Below are 15,436 nucleotides of genomic sequence, written 5' to 3'. Positions count from 1 at the left end.
GAAATCAGTCACTCGGCGTGACATTTTGTGATTGAATTTCCACCTTTTCGTGGGCATGCTTAGTTGACGGAGCCGCTGCACGAATGCCATACCGCTCTGCGGGGTTCGGCATTCGTGCAGGGGTTCCCCAGGTATCGGAGCAGAACGAGGGCAGGGATCATGGAACGCATCAACACTTTCGGCGCCGGCCGGCTGGCACGGGCGGTGGCCTTTTCGCTGGCGGCCGGCGGCCTCGCCGTGCCGCTGTCGGCGCAGGCGGCCGACGTCCCCGCGGCGGTCGCGCAGGATCTCTACGAGAACGGCGGGGTCGAGCACTGGCTCCCCAAGGCCGAGAAGGGCGACATCTTCGCCCAGTACGTGCTGGGTCACATGTACTGCAACGGCAAGATGGTCGAGACGAACCACGAGCTCGGCATGCGCTGGTATCGCGCGGCGGCCGATGCCGGCTTCGCCCCGAGCCAGCTGGCGGTCGGCACCATGTACTTCGAGGGCCAGGGCGTGGAGCGCGACCGGGCCAAGGCGCTCGAGTGGTTCGAGCGGGCCGCCGAGAAGGGTTACGCCCGGGCGCAGAGCAACCTCGCCGCACTCTACCTCGGCGAAGAGGGCGTCGAGCCGGACTACGACAAGGCCCTGCACTGGTACCGCGAGGCCGCCGCTCAGGGTCACACCGTGGCGCGCTACAACCTCGGCATGATGTACGCCCACGGCCTGGGTCTGGACGAGCCGGACTACGTGGCCGCCTACGGCCTGTTGAGCCCGATGGTGGAAAACGGCCACCGGGCTGCCGACGAGCTGATGCAATCGTTCCTCGGCGAGATGGACGAGCAGGAGCTGGTCGCCGCGCGCGAGCTGTCGAAGGAGCTGCGCGCGCAGGATCGCATGCTGGTCGCTCTCGACCAGCGGGCCGCCAGCCGCTGATCACGCGGTCAGGCCTTCCGTAACGAACGGCGCCCGCCATCGGGCGCCGTTTTTCGTTGCGTCTGCCATCTTGGCGTGGGCTCAGAGCAGCGGGGAGGTCAGGCGGGCGAGGTTCTGCGCCAGGATGCGTCCCCGGCCGCGCGCCTTCCAGTCCTCCGGGGACAGCCGAGGGCAGTCGCGCCGGTAGCGTTCGATCTGGTCGGCCAGTCGCGCGGCCGTCTCGCTCGAATAGCACAACAGGCCGAACTCGGCGTTGATCAGCGAGGAGCGCACGTCGAGGTTGGCGCTGCCGACCAGCGAGATGCGGCCATCGCACAGGGTGACCTTGCTGTGCAGCAGCCGGGCCGGGTGGCGGCGGATGGTCACCCCGGCCTCGAGCAGCTCGTCGAAGTAGGATTCCTGCGCCAGTTGCACCAGCGGGTGGTCGAGCGACTCGGGCAGGATCAGCTCGCAGTGCACGCCGCGCCGGGCGGCGGCCTTGAGCGCATCGAGGGTGGATTCGTCCGGGACGAAGTACGGCGTTACGATCTCGACCCGCTCGGTGGCGGCGTGCAGCAGCCCGAGCAGCAGGCGCTGGAGCAGCGGCTCGGGGTATTCGGGCCCGCTCGGCAGCCCGACGCAGGATTCGTGCCCGGCGGTGACCGGTGTCGGGAAATAGCGTTCGGTGTCGAGCAGGAGGCCCGTCTCCAGGTACCAGTCGCCGGCGAAAATCGCCTGGAGTTCGAGCACGACCGGTCCCTCGATGCGCAGCATCAGGTCCTCGTAGCACTGGCCGCGGCGGAATTCCGGGTGCACCAGGTTCATCGAGCCGGCGTAGCCCACCTGCCCGTCGATCACCACCAGCTTGCGGTGATTGCGCAGGTCGAAACGGGCCGACTTGCGTGGCAGCTTGGAGCGCGGGAAGGCCCGGCCCACGGCGATGCCGCGGCGGGCAAGTCGCCGCAGTCCCCGCATGGTCTCCTTCGAGCCGAAGTCGTCGACGATCAGCCTCACCACCACGCCACGAGCGGCCGCCCGTTCCAGGGCGTCGAACACGGGGGCGGTGGCCCGGTCGACCGCCGCGATGTAGAAGGTCAGGTGGACGTGATCGGTCGCCCGGTCGATCCAGTCGACCAGCTCCGCGGCGAAGGCGTCCATCGAGTCGATCAGGCCGATGCGGTTGCCGTCGAACAGCGGGAACTGGCGCCAGCGGCGCACCATCTGGTCCACCGCCGCGAAGCGCGCCGGCAGGTTGCCGCTGCCCTGCGGTTCGGCCCGTGACAGTCGTTCGGTGATCGGCCGCAGGGTCTGCGCGAGATGGGCGATCTTCTCGGCGCGGTCACGCGACAGGCGCGGCCGGCCCACCAGCAGGTACATGACCAGTCCGACGATCGGCAGGAAGAACAGCAGCAGCAACCAGGCGGTCGCGGCGGTGGGCGGCCGGCGCAACGGCACGATGAACAGGGCGGCGAGCCGGATCGTCCACTCGATCAGGACATAGAGCTGAGCGATGGGCGAGTCGAGCGCGTTCATCAGCGCTTGCCGCCCCCCGAGGCGCGCGCCAGCACCCGGTCCATCGCGCGGGTGGTTAACAGGCGCTTGAGCACGGCGAACAGGTAGGTGGGCACCGTCACCGGGTAGCGCGCCTTCGGTCGGCGCGACTCGATCGCGTGGATCACCCGCCGGACCACGGCCTCCGGCGGCAGGGTGAACGGCGCGGCCGGGCCGGGTTTCTTCAGTCGCTCGAGCTGGCGCTCGTAGGCCTCGCGGTGCACCGAGCGCTGCCAGTCGATGTTCGCCTCGAAGGCGCGTTGGGCATTGGCGCGAAAGCGCGAGGTGATCGGCCCGGGCTCGATCAGGGAGACGTCGATGCCGCTGCCGGCCAGCTCCAGGCGCATCGTGTCGCTCAGGCCCTCGAGGGCGAACTTCGAGGCGACGTAGGCCCCGCGGAAGGCCAGCGCGCTCACCCCCAGCACCGAGCTGTTCTGCACGATCCGACCGAAGCCGGCCTCGCGCATCGACGGGATGACGAGATTGGTCAGTTCGAGCGTGCCCAGCAGGTTGGTCTCGAGCTGGGCGCGCAGGGTGTCGCGGCTCAGGTCCTCGACCGCGCCCGGCTGGCCGTAGGCGCCGTTGTTGAACAACGCCTCGATCGGCCCGCCGGCTGCCTCGACCGCCGCGGTATGCCCGGCGCGAATCGACTCGGGATCATCCAGGTCCAGCACCACGGCCGGGATGTGGGCGTGCGGCCAGTCGGCCGCGTCGGCCGGGTCGCGCAGGCTGGCGACCACCTGATGCCCCCGCTCGGCGAGCATCTCGGCGGCCCGTCGGCCGATGCCGGACGAGCAGCCGGTGATCAGGACGCGGCGGGCATGGATGGCGGGGTCGGACACGTAACACTCCTTCGGGTCAGGACGGACGGGCGATTGCGCCTGAGTTCATAGCACTTATACTCCGGGATCAATCCGAATCACATGATTACCAGAGACGAGGTGAGGTTGCATGGCATTCGAGAATCAGGCCACCGTCCAGACGGGGGTCTCCCAGCTCGAGACCCACAAGGTCATCCGCAACACCTACATGATGCTGTCGCTGACGCTGCTGTTCTCGGCGCTGATGGCGACGGTTTCCCTGCTCGCCGGCGTGCCCGGCTGGACCTCCCTGCTCACCCTGGGCGGCGCACTGGTGCTGGTCTGGTTCGTCCTGCCGCGCACGGCCCACTCGGCCGCCGGCCTCGGGGTGGTGTTCGCCATCACCGGCCTGCTGGGTTTCGGCCTGGGCCCGATGCTGAGCCACTACCTGGCCCTGCCCAACGGCGGACAGATCGTGATGACCGCCCTGGGCGGTACCGGCGCGATCTTCCTCGGCCTGTCGGGCTACGCGCTAGTCTCGCGTCGTGACTTCTCCTTCATGGGCGGCTTTCTCGTGGTCGGCCTGGTCGTGGTGCTCGCGGCCATGCTGGGCAACATCTTCCTCGAGATTCCGGCGCTGTCGATGGCGATCTCCGCGGCGGTGGTGCTGCTGATGAGCGGCTTTATCCTCTACGACACCGGCCGGATGGTGAACGGCGGCGAGGATAACTACCTGCTGCTGACCGTCAGCCTGTACCTGAACATCTTCAACCTGTTCGTTCACCTGCTCAGCTTGCTCGGGATGAACCAGAACGACTGATGCCGGTGATCGCTTCTCGGCCCGACCGGGCCGGGGAGGCCGGCGAACCGGGCCCCTTGTCATCGCAAGGGGCCTTCTTTGTATGCGCCGACAGGCGTCGGGGCGTGAAGGAGGGCGCAATGGATCTGTGGATGAAGATCGGCATGGCCGTGCTGCTGGGCGCCGTGCTGCTGTTCCTGCTGCCGCGGGTCAAGCCGATGATGGCGGCCAGCCGGAAGGGTTCGCGCGAGGAATGGCTGGGGGTGGCATTGATCCTGCTAGCCGTGGCCGGGTTCGTGGCGTTCCTGATGAATGCCGTGGGCAGTTGACGGGATTTTGTCGCCATCTTGTCGACGTTGGGGTGCCCCGGGGACAAGGGCGTGGATGACGCCGGTCAACTCGGGCTTCAAGTTTTCGCCCCCGAGGTCGATAACCCGGCTTGCCCACAAGAAACGCGCGGGTATTAGCCCGACCGGATAAAGGCACGAGGGCAGGAGGAGCAGATGCTAGGTTGGTTGAATCGTTTCAGTTTGTCGCAGAAGAACCTGCTGGGGTTCGGGTTGATTCTGGCCCTGATGGTCGCGATTGCCGTGCTCACCATGGTGAACATGAGCAAGGTGGCCCACGAGGTCGAGGAAGTGGTCGAGCGCGGCCAGCCGGCCGCCTTCGCCGCCGACACCATCCGCATCCAGGTCGAACGCGGGGTCGGGGCGCTGGGCTTCTACCTGCAGAGCCATCGCGACGAGGACCTCGCCCGCTTCCGTGACGCGCTGGAAAAGGTCGAGGCCGCGCGGGCCGAGCTGGCGCGCTACCGCGACAACGCCGGCGGCACCCTCGACGAGCAGATCGACCGCTTCACGACCACGGCCGAGAAGATCATCGCCATCTCCGGCGACGAGGCGGCCAACAACCCCGGCATGCAGTACGCCAACCAGAACGCCAACCCCCTGCAGCGCGAGATCTCCGGGCTGCTCGGCCAGCTGCTCAACGCCGAGGAGAACGCCGATGCCAGCCGCTACTCGCGTCGTCGTCTGGTGATCGACCTCGCCCGGCTGCAGGGCGACTGGGGCAACGTGGTCGCCGGCCTGCGCGGCTTTATCTCCTTCCGCTCCCCGGCCCTGCGCGAGAACTTCAACCTCTACGCCAACCAGGTACTCGAGCGCTCGCAGAAGATCGCCGAGGAGTACGACTACCTGCTGACCTTCGAGCAGCTCGATGCCGTCGAGCAGCTCAACGAGAAGCTGCCGCAGTTCATCGAGGCGGCCGATCGCGCCTTCGACATCCACGCCTCCGAGAAGTGGCGCATGGATGCCTACCTGGTGCGCACCGAGCTCACCCCGGTCTTCAAGGAGATCGAGCAGGGCGTCGAGTCGATCGTCGAGCGCGAGCGCGGCCAGATCGCCGAGCGCTCCCGGAGCCTGATGGCGGCGCTGGAATCGACCAGCAACTGGCAGATCGGCTCGGTGATCGCCGGGATCCTGGTGGTCGGCCTGCTGGCCTGGCTGTCGGTGCTGACCATCTCCCGGCCCCTGCAGCACATCGCCGGTCGCATGCGCGATATCGCCGAGGGCGACGGCGACCTGACCCAGCGACTGCCGGCCGAGGGCAACGACGAGATCGCTCAGGTGGGCGCGGCGTTCAACACCTTTGCCGACACCGCGCAGAACCTGGTGCGCGAAGTGGCCCGTTCCTCCGAGGCCATGTCCGAGGCCTCCGAGAGCCTCGAGCGCGCCTCGCGGCGCGGTCGGGAAGGGGCCAAGCGTGAAGAGTCGGCCATCGACTCGCTGATGACGGGCATGGGTCAGACCCTCGAGGCGGCCGAAGAGGTCGCCCGCGGGGCCGAGGAGGCGAGCTCCGCGGTCCAGCAGGCGAACCGCCAGTTGCACGATGGCCTGGGGCAGGTCAACGGCAGTGCCCGCAACGCCGAGGAGCTCGACGAGGTGCTCACCCGTGCCGAGGGCATCGTCGCCAACCTCTCCGAGCAGTCGCAGTCGATCGGCAAGGTGCTGGACGTCATCGGCGCGATCGCCGAGCAGACCAACCTGCTGGCGCTCAATGCGGCGATCGAGGCGGCGCGTGCCGGCGAGCAGGGGCGTGGTTTCGCCGTGGTTGCCGAGGAAGTGCGCTCGCTGGCCAACCGCACCCAGGATTCCACCCGCGAGATCACCGACATCATCGCCCGCCTGCGCGAGGGCGCCTCCGAGGCGGTTGAGGCGATGACCACCGGTCGCGAGGTGAGCAACAAGAGCCTCGAGGCGGTCACCGAGGCCGACCGCATGCTCAACGAGATCGCCACCGCCTTCGAGCGGCTCGAGGACATGAGCACGCGCATCGCCGCGGCCGCCGAGGAGCAGACGGCCGTCTCCGGCGAGATGAAGACCAGCATCGAGCACATGAGCGAGACCACCAGCGACAATGCCCAGGCGGCGCAGGAAACCGCCGATGCCGGCGAGTCGGTGGCCCGCTACGCCCACGAGCTGTCGCGCCTGGTGCGCAAGTTCAACACGGGCTGACGCGCGGCGCGGACCGATGCTGGCAAACGCCCGGGCTCCCCGGGCGTTGTTGTTTGCGGAGCTCGGGCGACGACTTCGTTCCGGTCCGGGCTTGGGCGTAGAATGCGGACAGTCCCACGTGCCGCCCGGCATGACGACGGCCATCGGCCAAGGAGATCGGAATGCGCACTACCGCCTACCTGCTCGCGTTCGGCTTGTTGATCCCGTTCTGGGTCCTGTCGGCCCTGACCTGGGTGGCCACGCCGGCCTGGTCGGCCCACGCGCTCGATGCGCTGTCGGCCTACGCGGCGGTGATGCTGGGGTTTCTCGGCGCAATCCACTGGGGCGTCGTGCTGGCAACCACGCCGGCCGAGCGCGCCCTGCTGGTCGGCGATGCGCGCCACCGCCTGGGCTGGGGGGCGCTGCTGGTGCTGGCCGCCTGGGTGGCGGCGATGCTCCCCTGGGCGGTGCTGTCGCTTTCGCTGCTGTTCCTGCTGCTGGTGGTGTCCTGGCAGATCGATCGCCACTGGCTGGATAGCTTGCCGGTGGGCTGGTCCTACCAGCGTCTGCGCCAGTGGTTCACGCTGCTCGCCGCATTGGCGCTGCTGGCGGCCATCGCCTCCTGGCTCCGGCCGTTGCTCCCGGTGGGGGGCGCATGAGCGAGCGGTCGCCGGGGCAGGAGCAAGGGCCGGAGTCGGATGACAAGCCCGGCAAGGGCGGGCGCTTTGTCACCCTGCGTCGCTGGCTGATCGCCGGCATCCTGGTCTGGGCACCGTTGGCGGTCACCTTCTGGGTGGTCAACGCCCTGATCTCGTTCATGGACAAGAGCATCGTGCTCCTGCCGGCGGCGTATCGGCCCGAGGCCCTGCTGGGCTTCGAGCTGCCGGGCATGGGGGCGTTCTTCGCCGTGGTGATCGTGCTGCTGACCGGCGCGCTGGTGGCCAACATCCTCGGGCGCAGCCTGATCCACGCCTGGGAGCGGTTGCTAAACCGCATCCCGCTGGTGCGCAGTATCTACTCGGCCGTCAAGCAGGTGGTCGAGACCTTCGTCTCGCAGGACTCGCGCTCGTTTCGCGAGGTGGTGCTGGTCGAGTACCCGCGTCGCAACGCCTGGTCGATTGCCTTCGTCTCGGGCGAGCCGATCGGCGAGGTGCAGGACCGTACCGAGGAGCACCTGGTGACGCTGTTCGTGCCCACCGCGCCCAATCCCACCTCGGGATTCGTGATCATGGTGCCGCGCTCGGAGCTGATCGAGCTTCACATGACCGTCGAGGAGGGCTTTCGCATGGTGGTCTCGCTGGGCGTGGTCGTCCCACCGCGGCGGGATGGCAACGGGCGCGTGCTCGATACCGCGCCGCCCGAGCCGTACCTGGGCCGGACGGATTCACGCGACGAGGGTTGATCCGACCGGCGGCGCTCGAAAAATCCCGCCGCTGGCGCTACCATAGCGGGCTTTTCACCATGACGGGTTTGATGACAATGCCGATGCGGACACACACCTGCGGACAAGTCGACCAGGCGCTGCTCGACCAGGAAATCGAGCTGGTCGGATGGGTCAACCGGCGCCGTGACCACGGCGGCGTGATCTTCGTCGACCTGCGCGACCGGGACGGCCTGGTGCAGGTGGTGTTCGATCCGGACGACCCCGAGATGTTCGCGGTTGCCGAGACGCTGCGCAACGAGTTCGTCATCCAGGTGCGCGGCCGGGTGCGCAACCGCCCCGAGGGCACCGAGAACCCCAACATCCGCTCCGGCCAGATCGAAGTGCTCGGTCTGTCGCTGACCGTGCTCAACCGCGCCGAACCGCTGCCGTTCCAGCTCGACGACGAGCGGGTCTCCGAGGACGTGCGCCTGCGCTACCGCTACCTCGACCTGCGTCGCCCGGAGATGCTCGAGCGCCTGCGCCTGCGCCACCGCGTGACCAGCGCCATGCGCCGCTTCCTCGACGATGCCGGCTTCATCGACGTCGAGACCCCGGTGCTGACCAAGGCCACCCCGGAAGGCGCGCGCGACTACCTCGTGCCCTCACGTACCCATCCGGGCGAGTTCTTTGCCCTGCCGCAGTCGCCGCAGCTGTTCAAGCAGCTGTTGATGGTGTCGGGGCTCGAGCGCTACTACCAGATCGTCAAGTGCTTCCGCGACGAGGACCTGCGCGCCGATCGCCAGCCTGAGTTCACCCAGCTCGACCTCGAGATGAGCTTCGCCGACGAGGCGACGGTGATGGGCCTGATCGAGAACATGATGCGCCATCTGTTCATCGAGGCGGTCGAGGTGGCACTGCCCGACCCGCTGCCGCGCCTGACCTGGCATGAGGCCATGCGCCGCTTCGGCTCCGACAAGCCCGACCTGCGCATCCCGCTGGAACTGGTCGACGTGGCCGATCTGGTCAAGGACGTCGACTTCAAGGTCTTCAGTGGCCCGGCCAACGACCCGCGCGGTCGCGTCGCTGCGCTGCACGTCCCGGGCGCGGCAAGATGCCGCGCAGCCAGATCGACGACTACACCAAGTACGTCTCGATCTTCGGCGCCAAGGGCCTGGCCTACATCAAGGTCAATGACGCGGCCGCCGGGCGCGAGGGCCTGCAGTCGCCGATCCTGAAGTTCCTCACCGACGAGGCGGTCGCCGGCATCATGGAGCGCACCAATGCGGCCGACGGCGACCTGATCTTCTTCGGCGCCGACAAGGCCAAGATCGTCAACGAGGCGCTGGGCGCGCTGCGCGTGCGTCTCGGCCACGACCTGGAGTTGGTCGAGCACGGTTACCAGGCGCTGTGGGTGGTCGACTTCCCGATGTTCGAGTACGACGAGAAGGACGGCCGCCACTACGCGCTGCACCATCCGTTCACCGCGCCGCACCCCGAGGACGTCGACCAGCTCGAGTCCGACCCGGAGAACGTCCGCTCGCGCGCCTACGACTTCGTGCTGAACGGCTACGAGCTCGGCGGCGGTTCGGTGCGTATCCACGACCCGGCCCTGCAGCAGCGCGTGTTCGCCCAGCTCGGCATCGACGAGGACGAGGCCAACGAGAAGTTCGGCTTTCTGCTGGACGCGCTCAAGTTCGGCGCGCCGCCGATGGCCGGCGTCGCCTTCGGTCTCGATCGCATTGCCATGCTGATGAGCGGCGCGACCTCCATCCGCGACGTGATCGCCTTCCCCAAGACCCAGTCGGCGGCCTGCCTGTTGACCGACGCGCCCGGCGAGATCGATCCGGCCGCCCTGCGCGAGCTGTCGATCCGCGTGCGCCTGCCGCCCAAGGAGAACAAGGAAGGCAAGGGCTGAGCGACGTCCCGACCTTGCAATCGGTGCTGCCGTCCATAGTCATGGGTGGTAGTCGTGCCCTGTTCGTTGGCCGCCGGGGCGACCCGGCGCGACGCCCTTTCCGGGAGGCCGTATGACCGCGAATGCCCAATCCGATCGCGCCGCGCGCGAGATCCCCGTCGCCCTCGAACCCGAGATCGCCCGCATCGCGCTGGCCTCCAAGCCGGCCGCCCCGGTGACCGCCGAGGAGCGCGAGGCCCTGCGGGCCGAGATCAAGGAGCTCTTGGCCGAGCAGAATGCGGTGCTGGTGGTCCATTACTACGTCGACGAGGACCTGCAGATCCTGGCCGACGAGACCGGCGGGCGGGTGTCCGACTCGCTCGACATGGCCGCCTTCGGCGCCGAGCACGAGGCACAGACGCTGGTGGTCTGTGGGGTGCGCTTCATGGGCGAGACCGCCAAGATCCTGAGCCCCGAGAAGCGCGTGCTGATGCCCGAGCTGCACGCCGAGTGCTCGCTGGACCTGGGTTGCCCGCCCGAGGAGTTCACCGCCTTCTGCGACGCGCATCCCGACCGCACCGTGGTGGTCTACGCCAACACCTCGGCCGAGGTGAAGGCGCGCGCCGACTGGGTGGTGACCAGTTCCAACGCGCTGGAGATCGTCACGCACTTGAAGGAGCGCGGCGAGAAGATCCTCTGGGCCCCGGATAAGCACCTGGGGCGCTACATCCGCGACAAGACCGGCGCGGACATGCTGCTGTGGGAAGGCTCCTGCGTGGTCCACGACGAGTTCCGCGCCGACGCGCTCGCCGAGCTCAAGGCAAAGCACCCGGAGGCCGCCATCCTGGTCCACCCGGAGTCACCCGAGGCGGTGGTCGAGATGGCCGATCGGGTGGGCTCGACCTCGCAGCTGATCAAGGCGGCGACCGAGCTGCCTAACGAGACGCTGATTGTCGCGACCGACCGCGGCATCTTCCACAAGATGGCCGAGGCCGCGCCGGGCAAGACCCTGATCGAGGCGCCCACCGGCGGGCGCTCGGCCACCTGCGTCTCCTGCGCGCACTGCCCCTGGATGGCCATGAACGGCCTGGTGAGCGTGCGCGATGCACTCAAGCACCCGCAAGACCACGAGATCACGGTCGACCCGGCGATCCGCGTCAAGGCGGTCGAGTCGATCCAGCGCATGCTCGATTTCTCTCGCCAGCAGGGCATCGTCACCCGCGGCAACAACGACGCCTGATCCGTCATCCCGTCGTCTTGCGAAAGGCCCGTCACCCGACGGGCCTTTTTTCGTTCGTGCCACGGATGGGCGGTGCATGCGAGTCTCCGTATCTAATTGTTTTCTAACGAAAGAGATCGCGAATATTCGCAACTGCTTTGATTTATCTTCATGCTCAGGCAATAAAAATTTTCGACTTCCACGCTCGGGTATTGGCGGCGTAGGGTGAGTTCACTGGTTTTGCACACGAAGGAGGAAAAAACCATGAAAAAGATGCTCACCATCCTGGCCCTGGTCATCGCCGCGCCGCTCGCGCTGCAGTCCAACGCCGTCCTGGCCGCCGATACCGAGAAGACCAAGAAGGTCGTCTATCACGTCAACAAGGCGGACATGAACACCATCAAGGCCGGCCTGCGTAACGTGACCAACCACATCAACTCGCCGTCGGGCCCCGAGACCCAGATCGAGATCGCCGTCCACGGCGGTGGTATTGCCATGCTGACCGAGGCGCGCATGGACCCGCAGCTGCAGGCCGCCATCGACAACGTCAAGGCCAACGGCGTCGAGATCAAGGTCTGCGCCAACACCCTGCGCGGCAAGGGCCTGGACGTCGAGGAAGACCTCTACGACACCCAGGAATCCGACATCGTACCGTCGGGCGTGGCGCACGTCGCGGACCGTCAGATGGAAGGCTGGGCCTACATCCATCCGTAAGCCTTCAGGTCGATCCCGCGCCCCGACCGGGGCGCGAGGGATTACCGGCCTTCCTTGCAACCCGGGGTTCGCCCCGGGTTTTTTCGTGGGTGAAAACCGTAAAGGCGGCAACCCGTCCGTGCGGGCGATTGACGGCCAGGAGAGACTGGGTGGCCTGTTGTCCCGAGCGCCGATGCATTCGCCGGCATTGGCGAATACCGTCTATCATGCGGGCTGATTCCCAACGAGCTTCTTGATGCACGACACGATTCTTCTCTCCCTGACCGCCATCGTGGTGCTGGGCATCGCGGCCCAGTGGCTCGCCTGGCGGGTCAAGGTGCCGGCGATCCTGTTCCTGTTGCTGATCGGTATCACGCTCGGACCGGCCTTTGGCCTGCTCGACCCCGACCAGTTGTTCGGTGACCTGCTGTTCCCGATCGTGTCGCTCGCAGTCGGCGTGATCCTGTTCGAGGGCAGCCTGACCCTGCGGTTTCGGGAAATACAGGGCGTCTCTTCGACAATCGTCCGCATGGTCTCGCTGGGGGCGGTGATCTCCTGGGGCGTGGCGGCCACCGCCGCGCACTGGTTTGTCGGGCTGGACTGGCCGATCGCCTTCCTGTTCGGGGCATTGGTGGTCGTGACGGGGCCGACGGTGATCGCGCCGTTGCTGCGCATCGTTCGCCCGAGCCCGCGGGTCAGCAAGATCCTGCGCTGGGAGGCGATCATCATCGATCCGATCGGTGCCCTGCTCGCCGTACTGGTCTACGAATTCATCGTGACCCAGTCGCAGACCGGGGCGGCGGGCCTTGGCGGCGTGGTACTGCCGTTCCTGGAGCTGGTCGGACTGGGTGTCGTGCTGGGTGTCGCGGGTGGCTGGCTGCTCGGCCAGTTGCTGGCGCGTCATGCCTTGCCGGACTACCTGATCAACGTGACCGTGCTGGCCGCCGTGTTGGCCGTTTTCACCGCCTCCAACGTGCTCGCCGAGGAATCCGGGTTGCTGGCGGTGACCGTGATGGGTATCTGGCTGGCCAACATGCGCGGCGTGCCGCTCGACGACATCCTGCATTTCAAGGAAACCCTGAGCATCCTGTTCATCTCCGGGTTGTTCATTCTGCTGGCGGCCCGCATCGATCCCGCCACCCTGAGTCAGGTGGGCTTCGGGGCGTTGCTGGTGCTTGCCGCGATCGTGTTCGTCGCCCAGCCGCTGAAGGTCTGGTTGTCGGCGATCGGTAGCGGGCTGAACTGGCGCGAGAAGACCATGATCGCCTGGATCGGGCCGCGCGGTATCGTCGCCGCGGCCGTTTCGGGCCTGTTTGCGCTCAAGCTGGTCGAGCAGGGACTCGAGGGTGCCGAGGTGATCGTGCCGCTGACCTTCATCATCATCGTCGGCACCGTGGTGTTGGCCTCGCTGACCGCCCGTCCGCTGGCCAGGGCCCTGGATATCGCGCTGCCGGAGGACCACGGCGTGCTGATCGTCGGGGCCAACCGCGTCACCCGCGAGATTGCCAAGGTGCTCAAGAAACACGGCTTTCGCGTCGTGATCGCCGATGGCAACTACAGCGAGATCCGCCAGGCGCGCATGGACGGGCTGGAGACCTACTATGGCAACCCGGTGTCCGAGGCGGCTGACCGCAAGCTCGACCTGGTGGGTATCGGGCAGATGTTCGCCATGTCCGCCCAGTCGGAGATCAACAACCTCGCCGCGGTGCGCTACCGCCACGAGTTCGGCCAGTCGAACGTCTTCGTGCTGCAGACCCCGCAGGAGGTGGCCGGCTCCGAGAACCAGCGCATCACCACGCAGTTCAACGCCCGCGGCCTGTTCGGTGAGGGGGTGTCGCTGGGGCACCTGTTCCGGCTGGTCGAGGCCGGCGCGGAGCTGTTCAGCACCCGCCTGACCGAGAACTTCGGCTACAGCGAATACCTGGTGCACTACGAGGGGCGCGGCGAACTGCTGTTCGGCATCACGCCCAACGGCAACCTGCGCCCGCTGAGTGACGAGCTGACCCAGCGACCGGGACCGGGCTGGACCTTGATCGGCCTGTACGAGCCCGCCCCCGACGCCGATCGGCCGGCCGCGCGCGAAGCGGGCGGTGCGCCGGCCGCCGGCGGTGAGCGGCTGCCCGGCTGAGGGATTTGTCGCCTGCGATCAAGGGGATGGCGTGAGCGCCGCGCGGCAGCGTGAAATTTTTTCGTCACCCGCGCCCAAGAGGGGTTGCGTCACGAATCCGGGTTTGTATAATGCGCGCTCTAGCAAACGCGGTCGAGCGATCGGTCGCGAGAGATGCGCGGGAATAGCTCAGCTGGTAGAGCACAACCTTGCCAAGGTTGGGGTCGCCGGTTCGAATCCGGTTTCCCGCTCCATCGGGTGGTTAGCTCAGTTGGTAGAGCGGAGCCCTTACAAGGCTTAGGTCGGGAGTTCGAGCCTCTCACCACCCACCATCATCTCTACAAGCAGCGGTAGTTCAGTTGGTTAGAATACCGGCCTGTCACGCCGGGGGTCGCGGGTTCGAGTCCCGTCCGCTGCGCCACATCCCGAAAGGCCCGCCTTCCACGGCGGGCCTTTCTTCGTTTGTGCCTCGCAAATCGTGCAGAGCTTCCCTTATCGACGCTGCCCGCGCAGCGGTTGCAGCCATTGCCAGGCCTGCCCCTGGGCGCGCCTCAGGGGCGCCGGTGCCGCGGTCAGCCGCTTGGCTCCGGCTTCCAGGTCCGCCGGCTGCCAGGCCTCGCGTCGATAGGTCATCACCGTGTTGAGTCGATCCGGGACGTGGGCGACGAGGGCATCCCGGTGGAAGTGGCTAGAGAACTGGCGATGGGCCTCGACCACGGCCGGCATGTGGTTGCGCCACAGGTTGAGGCAGACCATACCGCCGGGCGCGACTGCCTCGGCAAGGCGTTCGACCGCCCGGTCAGGCAGGCGGATCATGCCGTCCTGGTCGAACAGGTCGATCAGTACGACGTCGAGCGGTGCCGGAGGCTGCCAGTCGGGGGCGCTGACGTCGGCGAAGGACAATGCGAGTCGTGGTTGATCGAGTGCCAGCCCGAAGTGCCGCGAAGCCAGGGGGGCGAGCGCCGGGCGCAGATCCACGGCGTGGATGCTAGACTCGGTATGTTCGAGAAGAAACTTCGCCAGCACGCCGCCACCGAACCCCAGCACGCCGATGCGGGCGGGGTCGGGATGCAGCGCCACGGGCAGCATCATGGCCCGGTAATAGGCGAAGCAGAGTTGCTCCGGCTCGGCGGGGCGCCAGGCGGATTGCGAGGTGTGGTTGCCAAAGTGCAGTGCCACCTCGCCGCCCTGCTCGATCACCTCGATGGGGCCGTGCTCGTCGACCAGTCGTTCGAGTACCCGGAGCTTCATGCGAGAGGCGCCCGTGCGAACGTCGGGTTCGATTCGAGTGGAACTCGGTCCGCGGGATGCGGTCTGGCAGGGAAGGTCTGCACGAATCCGATACCGCTCTGCGCGTCTTGAGCCGGGCAGATGCAAGGCGCTCGTCCGCCGTGGAAGGGTGATTCCCTTTCCAAGGACGACAACGCAGCAGATGCCCGGCTCAAGGCGTGCCCGGCGGGGCTTGGCGAGTCGCCCGTGCTCCGCGTTGCGATGTCTTGACGTGGCCGCCGGCACGTCGGCGACATCGCGCCTTGATCACGAACGACTCGCCAAGCCAGAGTGGCATCGGATTCGTGCAGGCCTTCCCTAGGCGACAAGCACGTCAAATACAGGTAAGTCG

General features: G+C 67.3%; 12 protein-coding genes, 3 tRNA genes and 1 pseudogene. 13 read left to right on the top strand and 3 right to left on the bottom strand.

Going from position 1 to position 15,436, the window contains the following annotated elements; translation table 11 throughout:
* The first annotated feature begins 159 nt into the window (after nucleotides 1-159).
* The gene (locus tag FAZ79_RS04675) at nucleotides 160-918 is read left to right on the top strand and encodes a tetratricopeptide repeat protein (protein WP_136866820.1); all 759 of its coding nucleotides are present in this window, start codon (nucleotides 160-162) and stop codon (nucleotides 916-918) included.
* Between the two features lie 81 nt (nucleotides 919-999).
* Here FAZ79_RS04675 and cls read toward each other — a convergent pair whose 3' ends face one another.
* Both cls and FAZ79_RS04665 read right to left on the bottom strand, forming a co-directional pair.
* Entirely contained in the window at nucleotides 1,000-2,430 is a 1,431-nt protein-coding gene (gene cls, locus FAZ79_RS04670; protein ID WP_136866819.1) for a cardiolipin synthase, read from the bottom strand.
* Nucleotides 2,430-3,290 (bottom strand): SDR family NAD(P)-dependent oxidoreductase, encoded by an 861-nt coding sequence (locus tag FAZ79_RS04665; RefSeq protein ID WP_247709493.1) that lies wholly within the window; start codon nucleotides 3,288-3,290, stop codon nucleotides 2,430-2,432. Before FAZ79_RS04665 ends, cls begins: the two co-directional genes overlap by 1 nt.
* A gap of 109 nt (nucleotides 3,291-3,399) precedes the next feature.
* Between FAZ79_RS04665 and FAZ79_RS04660 the strand changes: the two genes are divergently transcribed.
* The 12 genes and pseudogenes from FAZ79_RS04660 to FAZ79_RS04605 all read left to right on the top strand — a co-directional run bounded on the left by FAZ79_RS04660 (nucleotide 3,400) and on the right by FAZ79_RS04605 (nucleotide 14,236).
* Nucleotides 3,400-4,068 carry a Bax inhibitor-1/YccA family protein gene (locus FAZ79_RS04660; RefSeq protein WP_136866818.1) on the top strand — a complete coding sequence of 223 codons (669 nt, stop codon included), beginning with the start codon at nucleotides 3,400-3,402 and terminating at the stop codon, nucleotides 4,066-4,068.
* Nucleotides 4,069-4,187: 119 nt separating this feature from the next.
* Nucleotides 4,188-4,376 (top strand): hypothetical protein, encoded by a 189-nt coding sequence (locus FAZ79_RS04655; RefSeq protein ID WP_136866817.1) that lies wholly within the window; start codon nucleotides 4,188-4,190, stop codon nucleotides 4,374-4,376.
* A 174-nt stretch (nucleotides 4,377-4,550) separates the two neighbouring features.
* Entirely contained in the window at nucleotides 4,551-6,560 is a 2,010-nt protein-coding gene (locus FAZ79_RS04650; RefSeq protein ID WP_136866816.1) for a methyl-accepting chemotaxis protein, read from the top strand.
* 161 nt (nucleotides 6,561-6,721) lie between these two features.
* Entirely contained in the window at nucleotides 6,722-7,198 is a 477-nt protein-coding gene (locus FAZ79_RS04645) for a DUF3429 domain-containing protein (protein WP_136866815.1), read from the top strand.
* A complete protein-coding gene (locus FAZ79_RS04640) occupies nucleotides 7,195-7,941 on the top strand; it encodes a DUF502 domain-containing protein (protein WP_136866814.1) in 747 nt (248 codons plus the stop codon). Before FAZ79_RS04645 ends, FAZ79_RS04640 begins: the two co-directional genes overlap by 4 nt.
* A gap of 83 nt (nucleotides 7,942-8,024) precedes the next feature.
* Nucleotides 8,025-9,817 (top strand): annotated as a pseudogene (aspS, locus tag FAZ79_RS04635) (aspartate--tRNA ligase).
* 112 nt (nucleotides 9,818-9,929) lie between these two features.
* Nucleotides 9,930-11,036: a quinolinate synthase NadA gene (gene nadA, locus FAZ79_RS04630; protein WP_136866813.1), complete on the top strand. Its 1,107-nt coding sequence runs from the start codon at nucleotides 9,930-9,932 to the stop codon at nucleotides 11,034-11,036.
* A gap of 243 nt (nucleotides 11,037-11,279) precedes the next feature.
* A complete protein-coding gene (locus FAZ79_RS04625; protein WP_136866812.1) occupies nucleotides 11,280-11,729 on the top strand; it encodes a DsrE family protein in 450 nt (149 codons plus the stop codon).
* A gap of 235 nt (nucleotides 11,730-11,964) precedes the next feature.
* Nucleotides 11,965-13,836, top strand: coding sequence for a sodium:proton antiporter (locus FAZ79_RS04620; RefSeq protein WP_136866811.1), 1,872 nt, complete (start codon nucleotides 11,965-11,967; stop codon nucleotides 13,834-13,836).
* Nucleotides 13,837-13,993: 157 nt separating this feature from the next.
* A tRNA-Gly gene (locus tag FAZ79_RS04615) sits at nucleotides 13,994-14,069 on the top strand.
* Between the two features lie 2 nt (nucleotides 14,070-14,071).
* Nucleotides 14,072-14,147 (top strand) — tRNA-Val (locus tag FAZ79_RS04610).
* 12 nt (nucleotides 14,148-14,159) lie between these two features.
* A tRNA-Asp gene (locus FAZ79_RS04605) sits at nucleotides 14,160-14,236 on the top strand.
* A gap of 71 nt (nucleotides 14,237-14,307) precedes the next feature.
* Here the strand turns inward: FAZ79_RS04605 and FAZ79_RS04600 are convergent.
* The gene (locus FAZ79_RS04600) at nucleotides 14,308-15,066 is read right to left on the bottom strand and encodes a hypothetical protein (protein ID WP_136866810.1); all 759 of its coding nucleotides are present in this window, start codon (nucleotides 15,064-15,066) and stop codon (nucleotides 14,308-14,310) included.
* Between the last annotated feature and the right edge of the window lie 370 nt (nucleotides 15,067-15,436).

It is taken from the genome of Guyparkeria sp. SB14A, from assembly GCF_005096345.1.
Classification (GTDB): Bacteria; Pseudomonadota; Gammaproteobacteria; order Halothiobacillales; family Halothiobacillaceae; genus Guyparkeria; species Guyparkeria hydrothermalis.
The sequence above is the reverse complement of the archived record's forward strand: the minus strand, read 5'-3'. Positions and strand labels throughout refer to the sequence as shown.

Bases quoted from the DNA above. Each gene is read 5' to 3' on its own strand.
- FAZ79_RS04675 (WP_136866820.1), top strand. From the start codon at position 160: ATGGAACGCATCAACACTTTCGGCGCCGGCCGGCTGGCACGGGCGGTG.
- cls (WP_136866819.1), bottom strand. From the start codon at position 2,430: ATGAACGCGCTCGACTCGCCCATCGCTCAGCTCTATGTCCTGATCGAG.
- FAZ79_RS04660 (WP_136866818.1), top strand. From the start codon at position 3,400: ATGGCATTCGAGAATCAGGCCACCGTCCAGACGGGGGTCTCCCAGCTC.
- FAZ79_RS04655 (WP_136866817.1), top strand. From the start codon at position 4,188: ATGGATCTGTGGATGAAGATCGGCATGGCCGTGCTGCTGGGCGCCGTG.
- FAZ79_RS04650 (WP_136866816.1), top strand. From the start codon at position 4,551: ATGCTAGGTTGGTTGAATCGTTTCAGTTTGTCGCAGAAGAACCTGCTG.
- FAZ79_RS04645 (WP_136866815.1), top strand. From the start codon at position 6,722: ATGCGCACTACCGCCTACCTGCTCGCGTTCGGCTTGTTGATCCCGTTC.
- FAZ79_RS04640 (WP_136866814.1), top strand. From the start codon at position 7,195: ATGAGCGAGCGGTCGCCGGGGCAGGAGCAAGGGCCGGAGTCGGATGAC.
- nadA (WP_136866813.1), top strand. From the start codon at position 9,930: ATGACCGCGAATGCCCAATCCGATCGCGCCGCGCGCGAGATCCCCGTC.
- FAZ79_RS04625 (WP_136866812.1), top strand. From the start codon at position 11,280: ATGAAAAAGATGCTCACCATCCTGGCCCTGGTCATCGCCGCGCCGCTC.
- FAZ79_RS04620 (WP_136866811.1), top strand. From the start codon at position 11,965: ATGCACGACACGATTCTTCTCTCCCTGACCGCCATCGTGGTGCTGGGC.
- FAZ79_RS04600 (WP_136866810.1), bottom strand. From the start codon at position 15,066: ATGAAGCTCCGGGTACTCGAACGACTGGTCGACGAGCACGGCCCCATC.